The organism is Ideonella sp. (assembly GCF_041287625.1).
GTDB lineage: Bacteria > Pseudomonadota > Gammaproteobacteria > Burkholderiales > Burkholderiaceae_C > Ideonella.
On sequence record NZ_JBGGNH010000056.1, the window covers coordinates 1 to 25,389 of the forward strand.

The following is a 25,389-nucleotide window of genomic DNA, read 5'->3' on the forward strand; positions in this document are numbered from 1 at the left end:
GGCGTCTTCCAGCGTGGCGTGCACGCATTGCAGGAACAGCCGTTCCTGCGGGTCCATGAGTTCGGCTTCGCGTGGCGAGATGTTGAAGAACAGCGGGTCGAATTGGTCCACGCCTTCGATGAAGCCGCCCCATTTGCTGTAGGTCTTGCCAGGCTTGCTGCGGTCTTCGTCGAAGTCGGTCCGCCAGTCCCAGCGCGATGCAGGGATCTCGGTGATGCTGTCTTTGCCGGTGCTCAGGTTGGACCAGAACGCCGCCACGTCTGCGGCTTCAGGGTAGCGGCCTGACAGGCCGATGATGGCGATCTCGCCAATGTCTTTGGCTGCCGTGGCCTGGAATGTGGGGGCCGTGCTGGCCAACGGCGGGACGCCTGGTGCCTGCAATCCAAAACGCGGGCGGCGGCTCGCATTTGCAGACGCATGAACAGGCACCTCATTTCGTGAGACGCCGGGAGAGACCGTGGCTGCGGCGGCTCCCGTTTCACCCAGCACCTCGCTCAAGCGGGCGCGATGGCTTTGCAGGAAGTGATCGGCCAGCGCCGCAATCGTCTGGTACTCGAACAGCAGCGTCTTGGAGAGCGGGCCGAACACCTGCTCCAGGATGCGCGTCAACTCCATCACCAGGATGGAATCGATGCCGTAGGCTTCCATCTGGGCCTTGGCATCGATGCTGTGCGCCGGCCGTTTCAACGTGCTGGACAGCAGCAGCACGAAATAGCGCTGGGCCTTTTCCTGCAGCGCGTCGGACGCAGCGTTCTGCAGCACAGGCTCGCGTCCGGCCGTCGGGTCGGCAGGCTTGGCCGGTTCGGACAGGCTGACCTCGAACCGTCGGATCTGGCCCTCTGCAACCAGCACCTGGGGCAGGCCGCTGGCCAGGGCTTGGCCCAGCGCCGCAAGACCGCTGGCGGTGCGCAGCGGGATCAGGCCAGTGCGCGCCGTCATGTCTTCGCGCGTGGGCGCGTCCACTTGCATGCCGCCTTCTTCCCACAGCGGCCAGTTGACCGACAGCGTGCGCCCATGGCGCAGGCCCTGCCCCGCCAGCTCGGTGCGGTGGCGGGCAAACGCATCCATGAAAGCATTGGCGGCCGCATAGTCGGCCTGCCCCACGTTGCCGAGTGCACCCGAGGTGGACGAGCAGCAGATGAAAAAGTCCAGCGCCAGATCCCGGCTGGCTTCGTCGAGGTTGATGGTGCCCGCCACCTTGGCGGCCAGCACCTCGCCCAGTTGCTGCCGGGTCTTGCGGATGAGCAGGCTGTCGCGCAGCACGCCGGCGGCATGGACGATGCCGTCCAGGCTTTCGAATTCCTCGGGAATGCTTTGCACCAATGACGTGAGCGCGGCAGCGTCAGTGACGTCCACCGCGTGGTACCGAACCACGGCGCCGAGCGTCTCCAGCTTGTGGATCCCGGCCTGCACGCGTTCGTCCGGCGCCGAGCGGCCCGTCAGGACCAGAACGGCGTTCCTGGCCCGCAGCGCGATGTCATGCGCGAAGGTCAGGCCCAGGCCGCCTGCGCCGCCGGTGATCAGGTAGACGCCTCTTGCCTTCCAGGGTGAGGGGGCGTCACCAGCATGCGGCAGCTCGGCCCAGCGGGCCGTCTGGCGCAGGCCGCCCAGGTAGCGCACCTGCTGAACTGGCGCGCTGCCGCTGTTTTCGGCCAACACCTGCGCCAGGTCCTGGCCCACATCCACGTGGATGAGCTGGCCGATGATGCGCGGGTTTTCGAGTTGAGCCGTGCGCAGCATGCCGCCCAGGCCGGCCATCAATTGATCTTCGCCATGGGCCGGCACGACCACCTGGATCAGGTGTTGCCCGGGCTGCGCGCTCAGCGACTGGAGCTGTTCCAGCAATGCAGCGGCCGCGGCCTCGAAGCGCCGGGCGAGGTCGTCGCCTTGGGCCGGGGAAAGGCAGCGCACGCCCGGCAGGCGGCGCGCCAGATCGGCAGCCTCCACGCCGCACAGCAGCACGACATGGCGCGCAAAGCTGCCAGCATCCGCCGCGGCAACAGCAGCCTGCGGCGCCCACGCCAGTTGCAGCAAGGCGCTGCGCACCGGCTCTTCGGCCACCGGCGCAGCCAACGCGCGCAGGCAGAACTCCCTGAGCCTTGCGCACACCGTGCCGGTGTCGTCGCACAGGTCGATGTCGAACTTCTGCAGCGCATCGCCGGCGGCACTGCCCGGGCTGCGGCGCAGCAGCGCCCACATGCCGTCGTTGCAGGCCCCGAACACGTCCATGGTGCCCAGCGCAAAAGGCAGCATCGGCGTGGCGCGGTCCAGCCCACCGGCACCGTCGGCGTGGAAGGCGACCGCCGCTTGCAACGCCGCGTCAAGCACGCTCGGATGAAGCACATGGGTCTCTCGACCGGCCTTCACCGAGGGTGGCAGTGTGATGCGGGCCAGCGCCTGGTCCTGGCCGATGAACAGCGCATCCAGCCCGCGGTGGCCAGGCCCATAGTCCAGGCCCATGCGACCGAACGCGGCATGGCACGCTGCAGAGTCCAGATGCGACTGCGTGCATTGCGCACGCAACGCAGCAAGGTCATGCACCACCGCTGCCTCGGCCCCGACGACGATGACCGCACCCTGGCTGTACACGGTGGCTTCGTCAACGCCGGTGCCATCGCCGTCATAGAGCTCGAAGCTGAACCCTCCCCCGCGCTCGGGAAACAGCGCGAGGTGCAGGTCCTTGGCTTCGGCCACCACCGCCGGCCGCAACCACACAACATCCTGGAGGCGCAGACGAGCTTGGCCGCTGAATGCCTGATCGGCTGCAAAGCGCGCCATTTCCAGTTGCGCGGCGCCCGGCAAGGTGGGTTGGCCCTGCACGACATGGTCGGCGAGAAAGAATTCCTCGCCGGTGAAGCGGCTGCTGAAACGCAGCCCGTGCAGGTTCGAGGTATTGCGATGCACCAGCGGGTGAAGGACTGCCTGCGCTTGGGCTGCCAGCGGCGGCTTCGCGTCGACCCAATGCCTTTGCCTGGCGAAGGGGTAGGTCGGCAGGGCCAGCCTGCGACGAATGCCGTCGCGGTGCAGGACAGTCCAGTCGAAGTCGGTTCCTTCGATCCACTGTTGCGCGACGGCTTGCAAGTCGCCGCCGGCCAGCATTGCGCTGGCTTGTTCGGCTCCGGCTGCGGCTTCAGCCGGGCGCTGGCCGCTGAAGATGCCTGGCGCCTTGAAACCCTGCGCCAGCCAGCCTTCCAGCCGGCCCTGCAGCGCGTCGAAGGACTCGACCACCAGCGCAAGCCGCGCGGCCATGGCCCGTCGCCCCACCTGCAGCGTGTAGGCCAGATCCGCAAGCCGGGCACGCCGAGTCTCCGGCAACGCGATGGCAGCCAGCAATTGGCGCACGCTGTCTTGCAGCGCGGCCGCGGTCCTGGCAGACAGCACGATCAGGACCGGCTGTGCCGATGCGGGCCCGGATGAACCCTCGGCCTCCGGTAACGCCAGATATTCTTCGACGACGACGTGGGAGTTGACGCCGCCAAAGCCGAAGGAGCTGATGCCCGCCCGGCGCGGAATGGCGTGGCCATGTTCGTCGACCAACGCCGGCCATGGCCGTGCGGTGTTCACGATGAAGAACGGGCTGCCATCCAGCGCAATGCGCGGGTTGAGCTTCTGGTAATGCACCAGCGGTGGCAGCGCCTGGTGCTTCATGCACAGGATGGTCTTGATCAGGCCGGCCAGCCCGGCGACCGATTCGAGGTGGCCGATGTTGGCCTTGACGCTGCCGATGCCGCAGCTGTCACCGCGCAAGGCCTCGCCGCGGTCTGCCGCAACGCGGGCGAAGGCCAGCTTCAGCCCTTCGACCTCGATCGGGTCGCCCTTGGGCGTGCCGGTGCCGTGTGCTTCGACGTAGCCGATGGTGCCGACCGGCACGCCCGCCTCGCGCAAGGCCTCGCTGACCACCTTCGATTGCGCGAGGGAACCCGGATAGGTCACCGTGCGCGCATGGCCCCCGTGGTTCACCGCGCTGCCGCGCAGCACGGCGGCAATGCGGTCCCCGTCGCGAATGGCCTGGCCCAGTGGCTTGAGCAGGACCATGGCGGCGCCTTCGCCGCGCACGTAGCCGTTGGCGCGCTCATCGAAGCTCTTGCAGCTGCCGTCGGGCGACAGCATGCCGGTCTTGGAGAATGAGATGAAATGCGTGGGGCTGCACAGCACGCTGACGCCGCCCACCAGGGCCTGATCGCATTCGCCTCGGCGGATCGCGTGTGCCGCCTTGTGCAGCGCCACCAGCGAGCTGGAGCATGCGGTGTCCACCGGCATGCTGACGCCATGCAGGTTCAGGAAATGCGAGATGCGGTTCGGAATCAGCGCGGCATGCGTGCCGGTGGACACATGGCCCTCGATCGCATCCAGCGCGTGCCGAAGATGGTCTTCGTAGTCGTAGTTGAAGACGCCAACGTACACGCCGGTGCGGCTGCCGCTGAACTGCAGCGGGTCGTAGCCCGCGTCCTCGATGCAAGTCCAGGCCTGCTCCAGCATGATGCGCTGCTGCGGGTCCATGACCGCGGCCTCGCGCGCCGAGACGCCGAAGAAATCGGCGTCGAAATTTTCGACGCCCTCAATGAATCCGCCCCACTTGCTGATGGACTTGTTCTTCTCCTGGACGTCGGCCGAATAGAAGGCGTCACGGTCCCATCGGCCCGCCGGGATCTCGCTGACAGTGGACAGGCCCTGGCGCAGGTTTTCCCAGAATTGCGCGTAGTTTTCAGCGCCGGGGAACCGGCAGGCCATGCCAACAATGGCGATGTCTCCCGTGCGCCCATGATCTGTTCCACGCGCTCCGCCCGAGGGCTCCGAATGGTTTTCGAGGCCCCGAAACTGCTGGTCAACCGTGTTCATCCAAGTCCCTGCGATCTGTCTTTTTAAGTGTCTCGTCAGCCGGTGCTGACGGCTGTCAAACTTCGACAGGGCGTTCGGTGGTCTGTGCACGAGGCGCTTCGGCTTCAAGCGGCGCGCGATCAATGAAGCGGGCCAGGAAGCTCGCCAGGTGCTGCGCTGCACCCTCCATGACCTTGACCGCGATGGCATCCACATGGCGCTGGCGCCATGGTTCGAGGTTGGTGCCCTTCACCCATTGATTGAAGGACCCCAATGCCGGTCCCGTCTGGATCTGGTAGTTCACGCGATCGTCGGGCGTGCCGTCCATCGCAATGCGGGTGCAATAGGCGAAGTACCAGCGGAACACCAGCGCCATCCTGTGTTTCGGATTGGCTTCGGCCTTGGCGATCTCGTGCGCCTGACCCGCGGACCTGAAGTAGTTCGCGGTCTCGTGCCAGATGTCGTCGAAGGTCCTCTTGAAGAAGGTGGTCTCCAGCTGGCGGCGGGTGCGCTCGGGAATTTCGTCCAGGCTGTTGTAGTGCCGGTAGAGCGAGAGCAGCTTGTTCGCGCGGGCCGGGAAGAACACCGACTTCTTCATCACCTGGACCTGCGCGCCGATCTCGAACATGTCCCCGGCCGGCGCGTATTCGGTGTCCTGGATGTCGATCTCCTGCAGCATGGACTTGCCTTCGTCGCTCATCCCGGCTTCGACCGTGCACTGGTTGATCGACCCCGTCATGATGAAGTCCGCGCCGAGCAGGAAGGCAGCAGCAGCAGCCTCGGGCCCGCCGATGCCACCCGCCAAGCCCATGCAGATCGGCTCGGCGTAGGCATGGGTGCGCTGCAATTCGTCACGCAGGCGCAGCAGCGGCGGCAACATCACCGCGGCAATGCCGCCGTCGGTATGGCCACCGGAATCGGCCTCGACACAAACGTCATGGCTGACCGGAACGCCTTGCGCCAACCTGGCCTGCTGCGGCGTGACCAGGCCTTGCGCGAGCAACTTCTCCACGATGGCCGCTGGCGGCGGCAGCATGAACGCCCTCGCCACTTCCGGGCGCGAGATCTTCGCGACGATGCGGTGGTCGCACACGGTCTCGCCGCGCGCATTGGTCCGAAGCCCCAGCAGCCGGAACCGGACCAGCGATGGCGTCATCTGCATGAAGGCGGCGGCCTCGACGGTGCGGATGCCGCGCTTCAGGTAGAGGTCGACCACCGCCTCTTCCTGCGCCGGATATTCGTAGTTGGCCAGCAGGTTCATCCCATAGGGCTGGCCCGGCTTCAGTTCGGCCTGGATGCGAACGATGTTGGCATCGATCTTGGCCAGCGAAAGTCCGCCCGAGCCGAAGAAGCTCAGGAAGCCCGCCTGGCCCATGCGGATCACCAACTCGGCAGAGGCGACCCCGCGGTACATCGCCCCGGCCATGTAGGCGAACTTCAGGCCGAAGCGGCGTCGGAACACCTCGCTGCCCAGCGATGTGGCCTGGACCCGGCGTTGCGGACTGCGCGCGGTGGACGGTTGCGGTTGCGGTTCATGAACTGCAGCGGCCTCGGGCTTCGATTCGCGAACCGGCTGGGCACCCGGGAGCGCGTCAACGATCGGCGTCTCCTTGGCCCTGATTTCCAGCACCATCTTCGTCAGCACGTTGGCGCCGATCTCCTGGAACGCGATGTCGCCCTGTTCCCTCACCTGCCCCATCAGGTAGCGCACTGAATCGACCCATTGCACAGGCGCTGCGATCTGCCCGGCCAGCGTCTGTGCAATGCGGCCCGGGTCATAAGGCCGCGCAGTGGCATTGGCGATCACCGCGACCCGCGGCGCGGCAAACGAAAACTGCTGCAGGAATTCGGCGAACTCGGCCCGGGCCGGCTGCATCAGGCGGGAGTGGAACGCGGCGCCAACATCCAATGTCACGCAGCGCAAGCCCTGTCGGGAGAACAGCGCCGCGGCTTCGGCGATCGCGCCTTTCTCGCCCGCAATCACGGTCTGTGTCGGCGAATTGAAGTTCGCGATGTCGACCTGTTCGAGTCCATGCCTGTCCAGCAGCGCCCGCAGGTCTTGGGCCGCGACGCCAATCACCGCTGCCATGCCGCCTGCCTTGGCAGCGGCCATCAGTTCGCCGCGCTTCTTGACCAGCCGCAGCCCCGTCTCGAACGTGAACACACCGGCCGCGAGCAGGGCGTTGTATTCGCCGAGGCTGTGCCCGGCAAAGAAGTCGGGCCGGAGATCGGGCTGCAGCTGTTGTTGCCGGTGGTAATGCAGCGCGTTGACGACAAAGATCGCAGGCTGGGTGAATTGCGTTTGCGACAATTTCCCTTGCGAATCGTTCAGGCACAGCTCTTCCAGTGAATAGCCAAGAATCTCCGAGGCGCTGGCGCAGATTTCCGGAAAAAGAGGAAAGAGCGCCTTGCCCATTCCCCTGAACTGTGAACCCTGCCCGGGGAAGATGACTGCGTTCAACTGGGGTGCGTGCATGATGCGTTCGTCTTGTGGGGGGTTGCCTGGCTGGCGCTTCGTTGCAGAGCCAGCGATGTTGGGAGCTTGCCCGGTCGCGGCCAATCCCATGAATCGCGCCAGGTCGCTGCCGAATGGCGCCATGACTTGATGCACCGAGGACCTTGATCCGGCTGGCAAACCGTATTTCAGGAATGTCGCCAGCGTCCCGGCAGGTCCGACATCGATATAACGATGGTGGCCCTGGGATTCGATCCGGTGCAGGGCCTGGTGAAACAAGATGGGTTCGCGCACCGCCGACCAGAAATGATTCCCGGGCAAGGCTCGCAGGGAATCACCCGTGGCGCAACAAACGAGGGAGATATTGCCTTCACGAATGTGAAGCCCGCCCAATGCCTGCTGGCAAGGCAGCCGGGCAGCCTCGATCCAGCGCGAATGAAAGGCGTAGTTGACGGGCAGCCGCTGAAACACCACGCCGTGCTGGCGAAGGTGGCGCTCGACCGCCGGCAGGTTGGCGGCAGGCAAGGAGATCACCGAATGCGTCGCGAAGTTGCGCGCACCAAGCTCGCAGACAGAGAGCAGCTCAGGCGTGAGACAGGCCGCCGGCTCGCCCATGACGGCCACCATGGCGCCGGGCTCGCAATGCGCTTCCACGGCCCTGGCCTGGTCAATCACAGCGTACAGCGCGGCGTCCGGATCGATGTGGCCGGCCACGGCTGCGGCGGCGAATGTGCCCAGGCTGGCACCGAGCACGAGGTCCGGCTGCACACCGGCCGCCATCAACACCGTTGCCAAGGCGTACTCGACCATGAAGATGGCCGGATGGGTGTGCACAAGCCGGTCGAACGGCATCTGCCTGGCATGGCGCTGGTCGAACAGCGCCGCGAGCGGCGACTCGCCGCAATGCGCACGCGCCAGGCGGTCGGCGCGTTCCAGCGAGGCGCGAAAGCCGGCATGGCGCTCGAAGAGCTCCCTGCCCATTTGAAAATGCTGAGCGCCTTGCCCAGAGAAAAGGAATACCGTTTTCATCTGCGCATGCCAATGCATCGCGACGTCCGCACTGCCGGCGCCAAGCTTAACCGCGCAATGCCAACTCCGCCCGGTCAAACTCGCCGCAGGCTTCCAGCACAGCTTTTTTCAGCCACCAAATTGAATGGGCGTGCTCACCGTGCACCACCGCTGGATGGATGGCTTCTGACGGAATGCCGAACATGTATCACTTTCTGCAACAGAGAAATTCGGCTCCTTTTGAGAACCGACCTTTGTCTCAATTTTTACAACAGAAATGCAGGGTCTAACCCTGACAGGGCCAAACTTGACAGCCAGGCGACAGCTTCGCAGCGGTGATAAGCAAACAGCTCTCTTGACACCGCGGCAAGCCAGGCCAAGTCACTTTAATGTGTTTCGCCACGGCGAATGTGGCACACACGATGAGATTCGAAACTTACGAATGGATGCAACATGGCACAAGCCATTGATTGCTCATGCCGCAAATATGTGGGTGACCAAGGTCACTGTTCTGCCCATTCCAATGCTGGTAACGGCCTACTGCGACAGTTGCATGACGACGATGCCGGACACCGAGGTTTCCAGTGCCACGCAGACCGTCACCCGATCGGCGTCGGCCCGCAGGTCGACCAAGCGCAGCCCAGCCGCATCGCCCACAAGCGGCTGGCGCTCGGCAAGCCCGACGTCGATCGAACACAAGTCGTCGCTCAGGCCCTTGCCGGTCGCTTTCAGCACCGCTTCCTTGCGGGTCCAGCAGCACTTGAAGAGCGCCAGGCGCTGGTCAGGCTCGGCCTCGGCGATGACTCGGCGCTCGGCCGGATGGGTGGTCGCTGCCAGCAGCTCGCGATGGTCCCCGAGGCGCAGGAAAGCTTCGACATCGATCCCGATCGATGTGCCCGGGCTGACGGCGCAGGCCACCCATTCGGCCGAGTGCGACAGGTTGAACGCGGCGCAACCCGGCAGGAACGGTTTGCCATGCACGCCGAATGAAAACGCGCACGGCACCGAAGCCCCCTTGGGCCGGACCAGATGGTGAACCATGGTTCGACCCAGCACGAAGTTCTGGCGATCCCTGTCTTGCCGGTAGCGCATCGCGCGCTGCCGGTCCGCGTCGGCGAGCAGCTGCTCGTCAGCAAGATCACCGGCCTCGTGCAGGATCGCGGCGAACGCAAGCCCTCGCCCCAGGGCATCATCACAGATCAGGCGGGCCTCCTGCCACAGCGCAGTGCGAGCGACGGTGAGGTTTGAAATCCCGAAGCGATGATTCATGGCAGCGGGATTCTGCCGCGATTCAACTCGCGAACACGACGAGACACACCGCTGCGGCCTGCGTGTATCGTTGGCGGGCGCTTGGCCAACGATGCCAGCCCGATCGCCGCCAGCTCAGGCCTTGCCCACAGCCCGCTCACGCAACGAGGACCGATGCCCACCCTGATCAACCCCTTGGCCGGCAAGCCGGCGCCGCGTTCGCTGCTGGTCGATGTGCCGCGGCTCATCACCGCTTACTACACCGGCGTGCCGGATCCCGAGGCGCCGTCGCAACGCGTGGCCTTCGGCACTTCCGGCCACCGCGGCTCGTCATTCGAGCTGTCCTTCAACGAATGGCATGTGCTGGCCATCACGCAGGCCATCTGTGACCACCGCCAGCGCCAGCAGATCACAGGGCCGCTGTTCCTCGGCATCGACACCCACGCGCTGTCGCAGCCGGCCTGCGCCAGTGCACTCGAAGTGCTGGCGGCCAATGGCGTGGACGTGATGCTGGCGACAAACGACGGCTACACGCCGACGCCCGCCGTCTCGCACGCAATCCTGGTGCACAACCGCGGGCGCGACGGCCACGGACTGGCCGACGGCATCCTCGTGACCCCCTCGCACAACCCGCCGGACAGCGGCGGCTTCAAGTACAACCCACCCAACGGCGGCCCTGCCGGCACCGACATCACCGCCAGCATCCAGGCCGCCGCAAATGCCTACCTCAAAGCTGCGCTCAAGGGTGTCAAGCGGGCATCGCATGCGCAGGCACTGCGTGCTGCAACCACGCACCGCCATGACTTCATCGGCGCCTATGTGGCCGACCTCGGCAACGTGATCGACTTCGATGTCATCCGCGCGGCCAAGGTCCGGATGGGCGTCGACCCGCTGGGCGGCGCGGGGGTGCAGTACTGGGCCCGCATCGCGGAGGAGTACCGGCTCGATCTCACCGTGGTCAGCGACGTGGTGGACCCGACCTTCGGCTTCATGACCGTCGACTGGGACGGGCAGATCCGCATGGACCCGTCTTCGCGCTACGCGATGCAGCGCCTGCAGGACATGAAGGACCGCTTCGACATCGCCTTTGCCTGCGACACCGATCACGACCGCCACGGCATCGTCACACCCACGGCCGGACTGGTGCCGCCGAACCACTACCTCTCGGTGGCAATCGACTACCTTTTCAGGCACCGGCCATCGTGGAGCCCGAGCGCCGCGATTGGCAAAACCGTCGTCAGCACCAGCCTGATCGACCGGGTCGCCACTCGGCTGGGTCGCCAGCTCCAGGAAGTGCCGGTCGGCTTCAAGTGGTTCTCGGCCGGCCTGCTGGACGGCTCGCTGGGCTTTGGCGGCGAGGAAAGCGCCGGCGCGAGCTTCCTGCGCCGCGACGGCACGGTCTGGACCACCGACAAGGACGGCCTGGCGCCAGCGCTGCTGGCCGCCGAGATCACGGCGCGCAGCGGGCGCGACCCGGCGCAGGCCTATGCAGCGCTGGTGGCGCAACTCGGCGAGCCGCTTGCCGACCGTGTCGAGGCACCGGCAACCGCCGCGCAGAAGGCGCAACTCGCGTCGTTGACGCCGGCCCGCATCAGCGCGCGCGAACTGGCCGGCGACGCGATCACGGCAGTGCTGGACCAGGCGCCCGGCAACGGCGCGGCCATCGGCGGCATCAAGGTCATCTCCCACAACGGCTGGTTTGCCGCCCGGCCCTCGGGCACCGAAGACATCTACAAGATCTACGCCGAAAGCTACAGCGGCGAGGCCCACCTGCAGCGCATCCTGCAGGAAGCGCAGGCCATCGTGGACGCCGCCATCGCCACGCCCTGAACGCGCGGCGGCCGCCTGGCCGGCATTTGCTGTTGACCCGTTGACCGCCCGCGACGGGCGCTTCATCCGGGGCCTTGCTCAGTCGCCGCTCAACGTTCGGGCTTGCAGTCGAAGGCCAGCGTGCGCGTGGCCTGGCCCAGCTCCTGGCTCAGGATGCCTTCGGGGCCCTTGGTTTGCCAGACCAGGCCAGCCGACGCCGCACCCGGCACGGCACCCGGCAGCGCGGCGTAGCGCACGCCGGAACCGGTCGGCCCGGCCCGCAACACCTCCTGGCGACCTTGCCAGGACAGCACGGCAAAGGACTCGCCGCCGCGCAGGTTCAGGTACGCGGCGGACAGGTGCTTGCCGGCAGCGCAGCGGTAGTTGACGCTGCTGGTATTGAAAGGCGGCGTGAACGCCCGCTCGACGATCAGCCGCCGCACCGCCTCGCCAGCCGGCAGGCCGGGCTGCAGCGGGTCGTAGTGGCCCGCACCTGGCAGCGGCAGCAATTCGACCTCGTCGCCCAGCGCGCGGGCCTTGGCCTGATAGGCCTGCGCGGCCTCGGGCAGCAGTACCTCGGCCGACACCAGGTACTGCGGCACATGCAGCGGCAGCAGCCACTGTGGCGAGGCCTGGCGGTAGCGCAGGGGCTGGGCCTCGGGCAGGCCGCCCATCAGTGGCGCCACGGCCGGTTCGCCGCAGACCTGCTGGTCCTGCCCGATGAAGCCTGCCAGGTCGGCCGGGCCGTCGATGTCCACCGCGGCCAGCAGCGGCAGCGGATCGGCGCCGCGGATCTCGCTGTCCGCCGGCAACTGCGCCCGTCCAGCGCCGCTGCCCAGTCGCGGTAGGTGCCGGGCCAGCCGCCGCCGGCGTCGCCGCGCTGGCGGTATTCGATGTTCCAGCTGGCAATGCCAAATCGGGTCAGTTCACTGGCCAACGCCGCGGTGCTGCGCAGCGTCGCGAAGCTGCTGGTCCAGCAGCCGCCGTGGATCAGCACCGCGACCGGGAATGGTCCGTCGCCGGGTGGCAACCGGAGTTCGCCGAACTGCAGCGGGCTGCTGCCGTAGGCAATGACGGCCTTTGGCGGCAGCACCGGCCCGGCAGGCGGTGGCGCGGCGGGTTTGGCCGTTACCGCGACAGGCGCCGAAGCCGTTGCGGCCGGCACTGCCGCAGCCACCTGCGGTGCGCGAACCGGTTGGGTGGCCGGCACGGGCGGCGCCAGCAGGTCAGGCAGGTTCAGCTCGGCGCAACCGGCCAGCGAAACGGCCAGCGAAACGGCCAGCGCCACGGCCAACATCGCGGGCGCCAGCCTGGTTTGCAAGCGCCACCGACAAGAAAGTCCACGCATCCAATCCACACATCGCTCCACGCATTGTTTGCGCCATTCTCGCGTGAGGCGACGGCGATCAGGCCGCGGTGAGGCGCTCCCGGGTGCGCATCGCGCGGTCCTGCAACCAGGGCTGGGCGGCGAAGTGGCTTGCGGCGAAGGCTTCGATCTGCGTCGCGTGGGCCAGCGTGGCACCCACCATGTCCAACCCCTGCAGCAGCATGCGCTGATGGCGGGGCGACAGCGCAAACGACGCTTCGATGCTGCCGCAGCGCAGGGTCAGCGCCGGCAGGTCGATCTGCAGCGGCAGCGGCAGCGGGCCGGCACCTGCGGCGGCGCAGGCCAGCGCCTGGTCCAGCAAAGCCTGCCCATGTTCGGGCGAGACCATCACCGGCAGCAGGCGGTTGTTGACCGCGTTGGAGTAGAAGATCTCGCCAAAGCTGGGCGCGATCACCGCGCGGATGCCGTACTGCTGCAGGCCCCACACCGCATGCTCGCGGCTGGAGCCGCAGCCGAAGTTGGGGCCGGCGATCAAGCTGTCGGTGCCGGCAAAAGCGGGCTGGTTCAGCACGCATCCGGGCCGCGGCCGGCCCTCGGCGTCGAAGCGCAAGTCGTACAGCAGGCCTTGCGCGAGGCCGGCCTTGTCGATGCCACGCAGGAACTGCTTGGGCATGATCTGGTCGGTGTCGAGGTTGGCCAGCGGCAGCGGCGCGGCATGGGCGATCCAGGGCGCGGCGAGATCAGCCATGTTGCGGCTCCGGCGAAGAGGGGGCGGCAACCGGCGGCCACTGCCGCGGGTCGGCCAGGTTGGTGATGCGGCCGGTGATGGCGGCCGCGGCGGCCATCGCGGGGCTCATCAGGTGGGTGATGGCGCCACGGCCCTGGCGGCCTTCGAAGTTGCGGTTGGTGGTGCTGGCGCAGCGCACGCCGTCGGCCAGCACGTCGTCGTTCATCGCCAGGCACATCGAGCAGCCGGGCTGGCGCCACTCGAAGCCTGCCGCCAGCAGTTGCGCCGCAATGCCTTCGGCCTCGGCCTGCGCGCGCACCGCGCCGGAACCCGGCACGACCATGGCACGAACGCCGGGGGCGACGTGATGCGCACCGACCGTGGCCGCGGCCTCGCGCAAGTCCTCGATGCGGCCATTGGTGCAGGAGCCGATGAAGACATGCTGTACCGGCGTGCCGGCCAGCGGCGCGCCGGCGGACAACCGGGTGTAGCGCAGGGCCTGCTCGGCGCCGCGGCGGGCCACGGGGTCGTCGAAGTCTTGCGGGCTGGGCACCACGGCATGCACCGGCACCGCCTGGTCCGGGCTGGTGCCCCAGGTGACAAAGGGAGAAAGCTCGGCGGCGGCGAAGCGATGCTCGACCTCGAACACCGCGTCGTCGTCGCTGCGCAGCAGCGCCCATTGCGCCAGCGCCGCCTCGCGCCACGGGCCGTTGGCCGCGAGGTCCGGTGCATGGGCCAGCACATAGTCCAGCGCCTTCTGGTCGGGCGCGACCAGCGCGCCGCGCGCCCCAGCCTCCACCGCCATGTTGCACAGCGTGAAGCGGGCCTCGATCGACAGCGCATCAATGGCTTCGCCGCAGAACTCGACCACGTAGCCGCGCGCCCCTTGCGCGCCAATGCGGGCGATGATCGCCAGCACCAGGTCCTTGGCGCCGGTGCCCCGGGGCAGCCGGCCGTCGACCGTGATGCGCATGTCACCCGCGAGCCGATAGACCAGCGTCTGCGTGGCCAGCACGTGTTCGACCTCGCTGGTGCCGATGCCAAAGCCCAGCGCGCCGAGCGCGCCATAGGTCGTCGTGTGGCTGTCGCCGCAGAGCACCACCATGCCGGGCAGGATCAGCCCGTGCTCGGGTGCCACCACGTGTTCGATGCCTTGCAGCGGGTCCTGCGTGTCGAACAGCGCGACGTGGTGCCGCTCGCAGTTGCGGCGCAGGTTGCGCGCCTGCAGTGCCGAGGGCGGATCGAGGATCACGCGCTGAGCCACCGACGCGGCGTGCGTCGGGATGATGTGGCTGACCACGGCCAGGTGCTGGCCCGGCATCGGGACCCAACGCCCTCGCTCATGCAAGCCGGCGAAGGCCTGCGGGCTGGTGTATTCGTTCATCAGGTGCAGGTCGCAGAACAGCAGCACGTTCTGCTCGTCGAGCAGGTCCACGGTGTGGCTGTCGACCAGCTTTCGGTAGAGCGTGCGGCCGGTCATGCGACCCCGCCCTGCAGGAACGGCAAGGCTGCGGCCAGCAGCGCTTCAGGCGCCTCTTCGGCGATGTAGTGGCCACAGGGCAGCGCCTGGCCGCACACGTCGCTTGCCACGCGTTGCCATTCGGCCAGCGGGTAGAAGCAACGCTGGATCACGCCTTCGGCGCCCCACAAAGCCATCAACGGCTGGTTCAGTCGACGGCCGGCATCGCGGTCGGCGCGGTCGTGCAGAAGGTCAATGCCGGCGGAGGCGCGGTAGTCCTCGCACAGGCCGTGCGCGGTGCCGGGCAGCGCCGCCGCGCGCATGTATTCGGCCAGCGCGCGCGGGTCGAAGGGCGCGAGGCCCGCGCTGCGGCGGCCCATCACGTCGCGGATGTAGGCGGCCGGGTCGGCGGTGATCAGGCGCTCGGGCAGCGGCGCGGGCTGGATCAGGAAGAACCAGTGCCAGTAGGCGCGCGCAAAGGCTTCGCTGGTCTGCTCGTACATCGCCAGCGTCGGCGCGATGTCCAGCATCACCAGCCGAGACACGGCCTCGGCATGGTCCACCGCCAGCCGGTGCGCCACGCGCGCGCCGCGGTCATGCGCCAGCACCGCGAAGCGCCCATGGCCCAGCGCCTGCATCAGGCGGCGCATGTCCAGCGCCATCGTGCGCTTGCTGTAGTTGGCGTGGTCGGCCTTGCCCGCGGGCTTGGACGAATCGCCATAGCCGCGCAGGTCGGCCAGCACCAGTGTGAAGTGCTGCGCCAGCGTGGGTGCCACGCGGTGCCAGATCGCGTGGGTCTGCGGGTGGCCGTGCAACAGCAGCAAGGGAGGGCCTTCGCCGCCGCTGCGCGCATGGATGCGCACACCGGGCGCGGTCTCGACAAACTGCGAGGCAAAACCCGGGAACAGCGCGGCGCCGGGATCGTCTTGGGCTGGCAATGAGGCAGGCATGGGTGCATCGTAGGCCTGCTGCCGAGGAAAGTGTCATGCGCTGGTGCACATCATTGATGCCTGGCACGACACAATGGCGCGATGGACGCGATCTCGGACCTGGGCTTTTTCGTGCTGCTGGCCCGCCAGGGCAGCCTGAGCGCCACCGCGCGGGAACTCGGCGTCACGCCACCCACCGTCAGCAAGCGCCTGGCGGCACTGGAGCGCCGCTTGGGCGCGCGGCTGCTGCAGCGCACGACCCGCCGCATCAGCCTGACCGCCGAAGGCGAGGCCTACCTGGCCGAAGGCTCGCGGCTGCTGGGCGAGTTGCAGACGCTGGAGCAGACGGTGGGCGGCAGCCGGGCCACGCCGCGCGGGCTGCTGCGCATCCATGCCACGCTGGGCTTCGGCCGGCGCCAGCTGGCACCGGCGCTGTCGGCCTTTGCACGCGCGCATCCGGAGGTCGAACTGCAGCTGATGCTGAGCGACCGGCAGGTGAACCTGGTCGAACAAGGACTGGACCTGGCGCTGCAGATCGGGCCCCTCCCGGATGCGCGCCTCAGCGCCCGCCGCGTCGCCGCCAATCACAGGGTGCTGTGCGCCTCGCCCAAGCTGTTGCGCACCCTGGGCGAGCCCGCCCGCCCGGCCGACCTGGCGCGCTGGCCCTGCATCCTGCTGCGCGAAAACGACGAGGCTTTCAACACCTGGCAGTTCACGCTGCGTGGCGAAGGTGCAAGCGGCCGAACCGCACTGCGGCAGGAAAGCGTGAAGGTGCGCGGCCGCATGTCGACCAACGACGGCGACACCGCGCTGCAATGGGCGCTGGACGGCCACGGCGCGCTGCTGCGCTCGACCTGGGACGCCGCGCCCTACCTGCGTTCAGGCCGGCTCCGGGCGCTGCTGCCGGACTGGCAACTGCCGCCGGCCGATGTGATGGCGCTGTACCCCACCCGGGAGCACCTGTCGGCCCGCACGCGCGCCGCGGTGGATTTCCTGGTGGCTTGGTTCGAGCAGTATCCGCTGCCGAGCTGGCCCTGATGAAGCCGGGCCAGTTGCTGGCCCCGCTGACGCTTGTTGCTGCGCGCGCTCAGCCTTGCAGGCGGCGGCGGCGGAACATCAGGCCCAGCGCACCCAGGCCTGCCAGCACCATGGCCGAGCCCGAAGGCTCGGGCACCTTGGCGGCGAACTGCAGGCCGTCGACCAGCAGCCGGGAACCCATGCTGCTGCGCAAGCTGTCATTCAACAGCGGCGTGCCGGCCATGAACGAGTCGGACGGATTCAGCAACTTGACTTGCGAATGCGACGCGTCGGCCTGCTTGCCGATGTCCCAGCCGGACAAGCTGTGCGAGTTGACGCGCTGACCCACGCCATCACCCAGCACCATGCTTTCGAAGCTGCCGTTTTGCTGGCTCTGCGCCATGGCGCCTGTAGAACCCAGGCCAAAGGCGGTGACCGTGATGACAGAAGCGACGACTGATTTATTCATGTTTCCTCCGCAAAGAAAGGGCCGGACCCAAACTGCACCCGGAGAGGCACCCGATCCCACAAAAGAGAGATCAGCGCACGGGATAACCCTGAGCAAGATCCAGGCCCATTTGCGGGTTTTCACGGTTGCATATCACTGCCAGACGAAACGACCGTAACAGCCCACCACAGTGGCGTCATAAGGCGTGGTCAGCTCAGCACTTCCGGAGGTTTGGCGGCGTTCCGGGGTGGCCTGGCAACCCAGCGCCAAGCCGCGACTGGGCCGCCAATCCACCTTCAAAGTGACGCGGCGCTGCCGGTCATTGGCGCTCAGCGCGTCCGGCGTGCCCTGACCACGTTGCAAATCGCGCAGGCTCTGTTGATAGTTCAACGAGAACTGCAGCTTTTCCGACGCCTGCCAGCGGGAGCCGATGGAGAACTCGGTGCCGAGTTGAACGTCTCGGCTGGCCAGCCCCTCGCTGAGCGGCAGATTGCCGGTGTCGCTGTCGCGCAGAACCTGGGTGTCGAAGCTCAGCTTGCCGGTGGGCTGCCACTTCCAACTGAGCGAGCCCGACCACAGCTGCGCTCGCTTCAGTTCGCCCTGGTGATGATGCTCGTTGGAGTGCGCCAACCGCAGGACCAGCGAACTGGCTCCGCTGGGGCGCAACTGCAGCGAAGCCTCCAGGTCGCGCCTGTCGTACCTGTCGGCCTCCCCATCGGCTTCGCCGTGGGGATATCGCCCATCGGTGTAGCGCAGCAAGGTCCGGAAGCTCAAATCCGGGTGGGGCCGATATCGCACCCCCAGTTCGACAGCACGCCTGTCCAGTTCGCTGCTGGCGGAGGCATCAGCGGAATAGCGGCGCTGGAATGCAGTCAAGGCTCCTTCCATGGTCCAGGCCGTGACCAGCCCCAAACTGGCGCGGAAGAAGCCTTCGTCAACGCGCTCCAGGTTCTTCAGCAACTGGCTGCTGCCGTCTTCGGTCTCTGCCAGGAAATTGCGATAGAGCGACTGGTGGTGAAGCAGTCCGAGCTGGCCCTGCCAGCGCTCGGCCGTCGACCAATCCAGTTGTGCACGCAAGATCGGGCTCAGGTTGTTGAAAGCCTGGCTGTCCCGAAATCGCTGGTACTGCAGGTCCGCGCTGACATCCAGGCGCTGCCGCCCCATCCACTGGTCAAGCCCCAGCCGCAGATCCGTGTTGCTGACGATGTCGCTCACGACCCGTCCGGCAGGTGCATGCAGCACGTTGCTGTCGTGCTGCAGCGATTCGCTGATGGAAATCGAGTAGGGATTGGCTTCAATGCCGTCGGCAACGCCGTTGCCGTTGCCGTTGCCGACTTCCCCGGTCCCTGCCCCACTGCCCGCGCCGCCAGCCTCCTGCGCAACCGCCAGCGCAGTGGCGCCGCAAATCAGCACACCGATCACCCAGCGCGCAGGTGGCAGCTGCGCACCAAGCCCCTTCTTGCCAACCCGCTGCATTCAGTACGCGCCGCGATCAAAAAACATCATCTTGGCCGTGCGGAAGATGATGCTCAGGTCCAGACCCAGCGACCAGTGCCGCAGGTATTCCAGGTCGTACTCGACCCGGCGTGCCATTTTCTCGACCGTATCGGTCTCGCCACGCAAGCCGTTGACCTGGGCCCAGCCGGTGATGCCGGGCTTGACCTTGTGGCGTGCCATGTAGGCCTTGACGATCTTGCGGTATTGCTCGTTGTGGGCGACCGCGTGAGGCCGCGGGCCGACGATGCTCATGCGGCCCTGCAGCACGTTGATGAACTGCGGCAACTCGTCCAGCGATGTGCGGCGGATGAAGGCACCGAACGGCGTGATGCGCGGGTCGCCGCGCGTGGCCTGCACCACGACCGGGCCGTTGTCTTCGGTGGTCATCGAGCGGAATTTGTAGACCTCGATGATCTCGCCGTCCAGCCCGGTGCGGCGCTGCTTGAAGATCACCGGCCCCGGCGAACTGCGCTTCACGCCGATCGCCAGCAGGATCAGGATGGGCGAGATGGCCAGCAGGATCAGCGAAGACAGCAGCAGGTCGCTGGTGCGCTTGAGCAGCCAGTTCACCCCTGTGAATGGCGAGCCCAACAAGCCGACCACTGGCACGCCGCCCATGTCCTCCAAGCGGCCCTGGATGATGCTGAAACCGTGCACGTCCGGCACGAAGTGCAGCGAAGCAGTGGTGTTCTGCAGCGACTCCATCAGCCCCAGGATGCGCGGCTGCGAAGTCAGCGGCAGCGTGATGAAAACGTCCTTCACGCCATGTGCGTCGATGTAGGACGGCAACTCGGCCAGCGTGCCGCGCAGGGCCACGTGCGGCGGCAGGTCCACGCGGGTCTGCTCCCGGTCATCGAACACGCCCAGCAGTTCGCGGCCCTGGTCTCGCCGCAGCGACAGCATGTCGGCCACGCGCAGGCTCATGCCGTTGGCACCGACGATCACCGCTGGCCGCTGGGCTTGCGGCTGCGCTGCATGGCGGCGCATCCACTGCCCGCCCGCGGCCACGCATGCCCACTGGACCAGCGGCACGGCCACGGCCCAGGCCATCAGCGTGCGACGGTCGAACTCGTGCAGGCTGTCGGTGGCATAGCCCAGCAGCGCCAGCACCGCCAGGATGCCGCCCCAGGTCAGCACGATGTCCAGCCCGACGCCAATGCCGCGCCGCCCGAAGCGATTCACGCCAGGGAACATCATCACCAGCAACAGCAACACCAAAGCCTTGGCCGGGCCGTCAAAAGGCTCGGCGAAAACGTCATGCGCAATCACCAGGCCGAGCGCGGCAATGCCTGGCTCCAGCACAGCGGCGATCAGCGCCGAAACCGACGGCGGCGAATTCAGGAACAGCCGCGTGGCACTGCGGTCGTCCATCATGTCGACCGTCCTCCGTACCAACCCAGAAAAACAGAAAAACTGACTCGTGTCATCGAGATGTCCTCCCGCGACATTCGGCGCCTTGCGGGCCGCTGTCGCTGTTGTCCGCCATCCAATGAGCCCAGGATCCACCTGAACACCGAGGGCCGCTCCACAGGCACGCGACCCTCTCCCAACGCACTCTTATGATGGCTTTCAGGCCATGGCGAGATCCGCGGTCATGCCGCCGCTCGGCAGGTCCTGCGCCTCGCCGGTGGCAGCCTCGGACTTGCGACGCCCCGCCCATCCCAGCACCGCCAGACCAAGGCCCAGCAACACCAAGGGCGTGGGTTCCGGTACCGGCGCCGCTGCAGCGATCAGCGCATAGCTGCCACCAAACAAGCCGGTGGCAGTGCCCGTGACATTCAGGTAGTAGTTCTGGCCAGCCGTCAGGCCCACGTTGCTGAGGTGGGTGGAACCTCCTGTGACATAGCCACTGCCGATGGCGGTGTAGACGCCCAGCGACAGGCCGGCGATGTCAAAAAGCGTTCCACCCAGGGTGATGGACGTGGTGGCGAACGAGGCGAAGCTGGCGCTTGTGGGCAGGCTGAACGACCACCAGTCGCTGAAGGAGCCGGGAGAAACGACGGCGCCCGCGATCGCCGGCTTGGCCGGCGCTATCGGCAGGACGCCCAATGAATAGGTTGTCGCTTGGCTGGCCAGGCTCGCGCCCGCCAAAGCCAGCGACGCGAGCAGCGGTTTCAGTTTCATGTGAAATCCTCGGTTGAATATTGGAAAGGACAAGACTCGTACTGCACTTGAACTGAAGACGTTCTGAGGCCTTCTATGCTTCCGTCGCCCGAGGTTTGAACCCCGTCCCAACCGGCTTCTCACCTGAGACCAGACCCACCGCGGCAATGCAAAAGACAACAAGCATGCGAATGCGGCGGGGCGGCACAGTCTGAGTTGCGCCAGCGCGCCTGACCGCGCGCCGATGCACCAATGGCGACACATGAACGGCAAAGCTGTTGGGTTTCACACACCACATCGAACATGCCGACCTCTGAACAACCCGTGCCGCTGGAACTGCGGGAAAACCATGCAAGAGTCAGACCTGCCCGGACCACAGCCGCGTGTGTGAAGCCTTGATCGCCACCGCATCCGCAAGCATGAGGACGCTCTCGCATGGCATGTCGTTTGCTCGTCTCAGAGGCCGGAGCGGCAGGAGATGCAGGGCCATGGCACCGCCTGGGCTTGTCCGGACACCGAGGCCGAGGCAATCAACTGCACGTTTGCTCACACTTCCAGATCCACGGGGCGGATATCAGCGAACCACGACACCGAAGACGCGACGTGCTTGCCAGCTTGGGCGGAGCAGGCCTGGGCGCGCTGATCGGCGTGCAGAGTCCACAGGCAGATGCACAGGCCCAAGCCAAAACACCCGGTCCGTTGTGGGCGCCGGAAGCGCTGGGTGAGCGCGTGTGGCTGGACTGGCGGGCGGAAGATCTGGCCGAAGGTCCGGTGGTCGAATGGAAAGACCGGGTGGCCGGGCTGGCAGCCACCCAAAGCGACGCCGCCCAGCAACCGCTGCGCACCCCGGATGGCGTGTTGTTCAAAAGCGGCGGAAGGCGGCTGACGCTTGCCGCACTCTCCAGGGCGTACATCGCCCACCGCGCGATGCTGATGATCTTCCGCGCGGATTTCGCGGACGCTGCCGCCGCAAGCGGCAGTTTTGTGTCGTTCAACGGTTACGACGAGGCCCCCACCTCCCGCCAGCCAGGCGTGTTTTACGCAGCCAGCGGCGGCACCCGTTCCGTGCTGCCACAGTGGCGAGATCCGCGCGGGCACTGGGCGGGCAACCACGCGTTGACCGGTGATGCCTCCCGTTGGCACGTAGTGCTGACCCGACGCGTCAACGGCACGGCCTACAGCTCGCTCGATGGCGGTCCGGAGCAGGCCTCGGCCGGAGGGATGTTGTGCCTGCCGCGCGGGGTGACCGGCACACCCGGCCTGATCGGCGACCACGGCAACCAGGGCCCGAGCTGGATGCTGGACTGCCTCCTGGTGCTGCAGGACGAACTTTCAGAAGCAGACGCCCAGCGCCTGATCGCCTGGGGCATGTGGCGCAAGGGTGTTCAGACATCCCTGCCCGCAGACCACCGCTACGCCGACGCGGCGCCCAAGCTCTCGCAGTTCACGCCGGAACCCGCCTTTCGAGAGACCAGCAACAGCGACTGGCTGACCATGAAGGCCTACTGGGAGCACAAGAATCCGGCTCAGACGCTGGAACAAGCTTACCGATCCGAACTGGATCTGTCTGGCCACCGGCTGGTGTTCGAGGACCACTTCACCCGGCTGAGCATCACGGACGAAGTCAGCGGGGCCGGGCCCTGGTGGTCGCCGGTGCATCCGGCCGCCACCGGGAAGGCCAGAACCGCCCGGGTTGCCGAGCAACCAGCGACCTTTGTGCAGTCCGGCAGCGAGCTGACAATCCGCATGCAGTCCGGCCCCAAAGGGTGGCGTTCGGGCGTCTTCACCTCGGTCAACCTGAACGGCCATGGCAATGCCTGGAAGTTCGGCTATTTCGAGTTCAAGGCCAGGGTCAGCCGGGGCAATGGCTTCGGCGCCTGGCCAGCGTTCTGGCTCAAGTCTGTCAACGAGTTCTTCAGGCTCACCGAGTCCAGGCTGGAACTGGACCTCTACGAAGGCTACTGCTCAGACCCCAAAGGGCACCACCAAGCCATGCACCAATGGCCCGCGGCCCGCTTGATGGAAGGACGCATCAGCAAACGCCGCAGCGTCGGCAACTACACCGGCCTGAAGGCTTCGCGGTGGGGCGCACACACCGTCGACTTGTTCGACGACGCCTACCACCTGTACGGCATGATGCTCGATGAGCAGTGGACCCGCTTCTACTTCGACGGCCTGGAACTGGCGCGCTTTCCAACGCCCATTGAAGCCAAGCAGCCACTCTTCATACTCGTTGACCTTGCGCTGCTGCCGCAGCAGGCAGACAAAGCCAGCGGCAGCTACGAGCTGACCCTCGACTACATCCGGGTCTATCAATCGAGCAAACCGGGCTGAATCGCAGCGAGAGGGCCAGGCGCGCAAGCACTGGCAGCCGGGCCCAGGGCACAGGCGATGCGCTCGCTCAGGCTGCGTGCCACAAGCTCACTGCCCGCGGCAGTCAGATGCCCGTCGTCCCAATACAGGCTCTGCCCGTTGACGGCAATCCGGCACTGCTCGCCCACGCACAACCGGTCGCGCACCGAAAACCAACTCGCCAGGCGCGCGGCAGCCATGTGACGAAGGACCGGCTCAGCCTTGAAGTCAGACGTGGGGCGGAAGAAATCGTCCGGCAACCCTCGCACGCGCAAGATGTCCCGGATCACCGGCACCTCTGCGCTGTACGTCGGGCTCTCGCCCAGCACCAGCACCGGTATTCCCAGCTGCGCAAGCTCCGTCAACGAACGCCGCAGGGAGCCCTCGAGCGAGGCCATGTCGCGGTAGCGGTTCCAACGCGCACCGATCAGCACCAGGTCAGGCTTCAGCTCGGCAATCCGAGCCAGCGCAAACTGGTTGAAAGCCGCGCAGTCCTTCCTGTCTCCAACAGGCGCAGGCATCAAGGGCCCGCAGCCCGCGTAGGTCACCTGCGTCAACCGGAAGGTCGTCAACCGCAAGGCCTCCAACCCCGGCACATAGTGGGCTGCGTAGCTGTCTCCCCAGATCAGCACGCGCTTGGCCGCTGGCGAAGCCTGGCCGAACGTGCATGCCCGCTCAGACCAGTTGCCTGCCACAAAGCCACTGACGAAAAAACAAGTCTCGGGGTGATAGAGCGCCTCCCCCGGGAACGTTTCGCCGCGCGCCTCGAACCTTTCGGGCAAGCCCTTGCTCCAGTGCAATCCGTAGCCTGCACCGAACACCAGCATCAATCCCGTCATGGCGGCCGCCGAAACCCGCAGGCCGCTCAGCCGCACATGGCGGGCAGGCTGCTCGACGAAGCGATACGACAAGACGGCCAGGCCCAGCGCACCTGCACCGAGGAACCCCCTGGCAAGCCCATCCGGCGGCTGCAGAAAATGCAACTCGTAGAACACGATCAAAGGCCAGTGCCACAGGTACAGCGAATAGGACCAGCGGCCCAGCGTCACAGGCACGCGGGAGGCGAGCACACGGCTGACCCGGATCCCCTCCGTCAGCCCGGACTGCAGCACGAGCACCGCACCGGCCACCGGCATCAAGGCGGCGTATCCGGGAAAGCGTGTCTCGGCTGAAAACCGGCAGGCGGAAAACAGGATCAGCGCGAGACCCAAGGCCGAACCGGGCCCCGCCCACCTGGCCGGCAAAGTGCGCCGCGAAGTGGCCGCCAGCGCGCCGGCCAACAGTTCCCAAGCTCTGAATGGCAACAGGAAATAACCTGCGTCAGGCCAGCGGTACGCCGCGACCACGCATGCGGCGAATGACGCCAACGCGAGCCCCGCAATCATCCAGAAAGGTCGCCAGCGGGCCTTCACGCAAACCAGCCAAAGCAATGCTGGATACAGCAAATAAAACTGTTCTTCCACGGACAGTGACCAAGTGTGCAGCAAAGGCCGGTGGTGAGCATTGGTCGCGAAATAGCCCGCATCCAGCCAAAAGAACAGATTCGAAGACATCAGCGCCAACCCCGCGAGGCTGCGCCCCAAATCGCGCAAGTCTTTAGGGAAAAGCAAGCACGTGCCCGCAGCGACGACAGCCAAAACGACCACCAGCAGAGCGGGCAGGATTCGACGCATTCTGCGCACATAAAACGCGCCGAGCGCAATGCCGCCAGTCTTCAATTCGGCCAGCAGCAGCGAGGTGATCAGGAAGCCGGAGATCACAAAGAAGACATCAACCCCAATGAACCCGCCCGGGAAACCTGGCACCCCTAAATGATAAAGAACAACAACCAATACTGCGACGGCTCGCAAGCCGTCAATATCGCCACGATATCTATTATTCACACCACAGTCCAATCGAAAGTCTGCCTCAAAATACGGACAGTCACCGCTCCCAATCTCACTGTGTCTTTATTGCGGCGTGGCCAGCGTCAGAGCGCAAGTCCAAAACGCGTTACATGGTGCAACATCCGGGCCAGCGGGCGCAGTGCGCATCGGCTTCTTGTGCGAACGCACGCAGCCGCGACCTCATGCCCATGGTCACGGGCGCGTGCCCGCCTGCCCGCGCCGGCTCGCGGCTCACCATGGTCACGCTCAACCCTATGCGAGCGAGGAACTCGCCTGGAGCAAACAGCGAGCTGCTGCATTTCCAAC

At 66.5% G+C, this 25,389-nt stretch carries 17 protein-coding genes; 3 read left to right on the forward strand and 14 right to left on the reverse strand.

The annotated features are described in order from the left end of the window. The 4 genes from ACAH41_RS20425 to ACAH41_RS20440 all read right to left on the reverse strand — a co-directional run. On the reverse strand, positions 1-4,839 hold a 4,839-nt coding region (locus ACAH41_RS20425), incomplete at its 3' end, for an SDR family NAD(P)-dependent oxidoreductase (RefSeq protein WP_325654146.1). 55 nt (positions 4,840-4,894) lie between these two features. Continuing rightward, positions 4,895-8,302 (reverse strand): ACP S-malonyltransferase, encoded by a 3,408-nt coding sequence (fabD, locus tag ACAH41_RS20430; RefSeq protein ID WP_325654148.1) that lies wholly within the window; start codon positions 8,300-8,302, stop codon positions 4,895-4,897. A gap of 46 nt (positions 8,303-8,348) precedes the next feature. Then, positions 8,349-8,486: a hypothetical protein gene (locus ACAH41_RS20435; protein WP_325654150.1), complete on the reverse strand. Its 138-nt coding sequence runs from the start codon at positions 8,484-8,486 to the stop codon at positions 8,349-8,351. 332 nt (positions 8,487-8,818) lie between these two features. Continuing rightward, positions 8,819-9,550 (reverse strand): 4'-phosphopantetheinyl transferase superfamily protein, encoded by a 732-nt coding sequence (locus ACAH41_RS20440; protein ID WP_325654152.1) that lies wholly within the window; start codon positions 9,548-9,550, stop codon positions 8,819-8,821. 153 nt (positions 9,551-9,703) lie between these two features. On the opposite strand from ACAH41_RS20440, the gene pgm reads away from it, so the two are divergent. Continuing rightward, positions 9,704-11,359: a phosphoglucomutase (alpha-D-glucose-1,6-bisphosphate-dependent) gene (pgm, locus tag ACAH41_RS20445; protein WP_325654154.1), complete on the forward strand. Its 1,656-nt coding sequence runs from the start codon at positions 9,704-9,706 to the stop codon at positions 11,357-11,359. An 89-nt stretch (positions 11,360-11,448) separates the two neighbouring features. On the opposite strand, the gene ACAH41_RS20450 is transcribed toward pgm, so the two are convergent. The 5 genes from ACAH41_RS20450 to ACAH41_RS20470 form a co-directional block, all read right to left on the reverse strand. Next, positions 11,449-12,012 carry an MliC family protein gene (locus tag ACAH41_RS20450; protein ID WP_325654387.1) on the reverse strand — a complete coding sequence of 188 codons (564 nt, stop codon included), beginning with the start codon at positions 12,010-12,012 and terminating at the stop codon, positions 11,449-11,451. Next, the gene (locus ACAH41_RS20455) at positions 12,012-12,635 is read right to left on the reverse strand and encodes a hypothetical protein (protein ID WP_325654156.1); all 624 of its coding nucleotides are present in this window, start codon (positions 12,633-12,635) and stop codon (positions 12,012-12,014) included. The genes ACAH41_RS20450 and ACAH41_RS20455 overlap by 1 nt, the downstream gene beginning before the upstream one ends. Positions 12,636-12,744: 109 nt before the next feature. Further along, positions 12,745-13,413: a 3-isopropylmalate dehydratase small subunit gene (gene leuD, locus ACAH41_RS20460; RefSeq protein ID WP_325654158.1), complete on the reverse strand. Its 669-nt coding sequence runs from the start codon at positions 13,411-13,413 to the stop codon at positions 12,745-12,747. Beyond that, complete coding sequence (gene leuC / locus ACAH41_RS20465; RefSeq protein WP_325654160.1) at positions 13,406-14,872, reverse strand: 3-isopropylmalate dehydratase large subunit; 1,467 nt, start codon at positions 14,870-14,872, stop codon at positions 13,406-13,408. The genes leuD and leuC overlap by 8 nt, the downstream gene beginning before the upstream one ends. After that, positions 14,869-15,801, reverse strand: coding sequence for an alpha/beta hydrolase (locus ACAH41_RS20470; protein WP_325654162.1), 933 nt, complete (start codon positions 15,799-15,801; stop codon positions 14,869-14,871). Before ACAH41_RS20470 ends, leuC begins: the two co-directional genes overlap by 4 nt. An 81-nt stretch (positions 15,802-15,882) precedes the next feature. Here ACAH41_RS20470 and ACAH41_RS20475 point away from each other — a divergent pair, with 81 nt between their 5' ends. Further along, a complete protein-coding gene (locus tag ACAH41_RS20475; protein WP_325654164.1) occupies positions 15,883-16,818 on the forward strand; it encodes a LysR family transcriptional regulator in 936 nt (311 codons plus the stop codon). Positions 16,819-16,867: 49 nt separating this feature from the next. Here the strand turns inward: ACAH41_RS20475 and ACAH41_RS20480 are convergent, their stop codons facing one another. The 4 genes from ACAH41_RS20480 to ACAH41_RS20495 form a co-directional block, all read right to left on the reverse strand. Beyond that, positions 16,868-17,266, reverse strand: coding sequence for a PEP-CTERM sorting domain-containing protein (locus tag ACAH41_RS20480; RefSeq protein ID WP_325654166.1), 399 nt, complete (start codon positions 17,264-17,266; stop codon positions 16,868-16,870). A 132-nt stretch (positions 17,267-17,398) separates the two neighbouring features. Further along, complete coding sequence (locus ACAH41_RS20485; protein WP_325654168.1) at positions 17,399-18,721, reverse strand: hypothetical protein; 1,323 nt, start codon at positions 18,719-18,721, stop codon at positions 17,399-17,401. Further along, entirely contained in the window at positions 18,722-20,116 is a 1,395-nt protein-coding gene (locus ACAH41_RS20490) for an undecaprenyl-phosphate glucose phosphotransferase (protein ID WP_325654169.1), read from the reverse strand. It abuts the gene before it with no gap. 195 nt (positions 20,117-20,311) lie between these two features. Further along, on the reverse strand, positions 20,312-20,866 hold the full coding sequence (locus ACAH41_RS20495) for an FxDxF family PEP-CTERM protein (protein WP_325654171.1): 555 nt from the start codon (positions 20,864-20,866) through the stop codon (positions 20,312-20,314). A gap of 483 nt (positions 20,867-21,349) precedes the next feature. Here ACAH41_RS20495 and ACAH41_RS20500 point away from each other — a divergent pair, with 483 nt between their 5' ends. Beyond that, entirely contained in the window at positions 21,350-23,179 is a 1,830-nt protein-coding gene (locus ACAH41_RS20500; protein ID WP_325654173.1) for a hypothetical protein, read from the forward strand. Here ACAH41_RS20500 and ACAH41_RS20505 read toward each other — a convergent pair. Next, complete coding sequence (locus tag ACAH41_RS20505; protein WP_325654175.1) at positions 23,158-25,080, reverse strand: acyltransferase family protein; 1,923 nt, start codon at positions 25,078-25,080, stop codon at positions 23,158-23,160. The genes ACAH41_RS20500 and ACAH41_RS20505 overlap by 22 nt on opposite strands. Between the last annotated feature and the right edge of the window lie 309 nt (positions 25,081-25,389).

What these genes read in the sequence shown, in the direction of transcription:
- ACAH41_RS20470 (WP_325654162.1), bottom strand. Translation starts at nt 15,801, where the DNA reads ATGCCTGCCTCATTGCCAGCCCAAGACGATCCCGGCGCCGCGCTGTTC.
- ACAH41_RS20440 (WP_325654152.1), bottom strand. Translation starts at nt 9,550, where the DNA reads ATGAATCATCGCTTCGGGATTTCAAACCTCACCGTCGCTCGCACTGCG.
- fabD (WP_325654148.1), bottom strand. Translation starts at nt 8,302, where the DNA reads ATGAAAACGGTATTCCTTTTCTCTGGGCAAGGCGCTCAGCATTTTCAA.
- ACAH41_RS20475 (WP_325654164.1), top strand. Translation starts at nt 15,883, where the DNA reads ATGGACGCGATCTCGGACCTGGGCTTTTTCGTGCTGCTGGCCCGCCAG.
- leuC (WP_325654160.1), bottom strand. Translation starts at nt 14,872, where the DNA reads ATGACCGGCCGCACGCTCTACCGAAAGCTGGTCGACAGCCACACCGTG.
- ACAH41_RS20455 (WP_325654156.1), bottom strand. Translation starts at nt 12,635, where the DNA reads ATGTTGGCCGTGGCGCTGGCCGTTTCGCTGGCCGTTTCGCTGGCCGGT.
- ACAH41_RS20450 (WP_325654387.1), bottom strand. Translation starts at nt 12,012, where the DNA reads ATGGGCGGCCTGCCCGAGGCCCAGCCCCTGCGCTACCGCCAGGCCTCG.
- ACAH41_RS20435 (WP_325654150.1), bottom strand. Translation starts at nt 8,486, where the DNA reads ATGTTCGGCATTCCGTCAGAAGCCATCCATCCAGCGGTGGTGCACGGT.
- pgm (WP_325654154.1), top strand. Translation starts at nt 9,704, where the DNA reads ATGCCCACCCTGATCAACCCCTTGGCCGGCAAGCCGGCGCCGCGTTCG.
- ACAH41_RS20480 (WP_325654166.1), bottom strand. Translation starts at nt 17,266, where the DNA reads ATGAATAAATCAGTCGTCGCTTCTGTCATCACGGTCACCGCCTTTGGC.
- leuD (WP_325654158.1), bottom strand. Translation starts at nt 13,413, where the DNA reads ATGGCTGATCTCGCCGCGCCCTGGATCGCCCATGCCGCGCCGCTGCCG.
- ACAH41_RS20490 (WP_325654169.1), bottom strand. Translation starts at nt 20,116, where the DNA reads ATGATGGACGACCGCAGTGCCACGCGGCTGTTCCTGAATTCGCCGCCG.
- ACAH41_RS20485 (WP_325654168.1), bottom strand. Translation starts at nt 18,721, where the DNA reads ATGCAGCGGGTTGGCAAGAAGGGGCTTGGTGCGCAGCTGCCACCTGCG.
- ACAH41_RS20495 (WP_325654171.1), bottom strand. Translation starts at nt 20,866, where the DNA reads ATGAAACTGAAACCGCTGCTCGCGTCGCTGGCTTTGGCGGGCGCGAGC.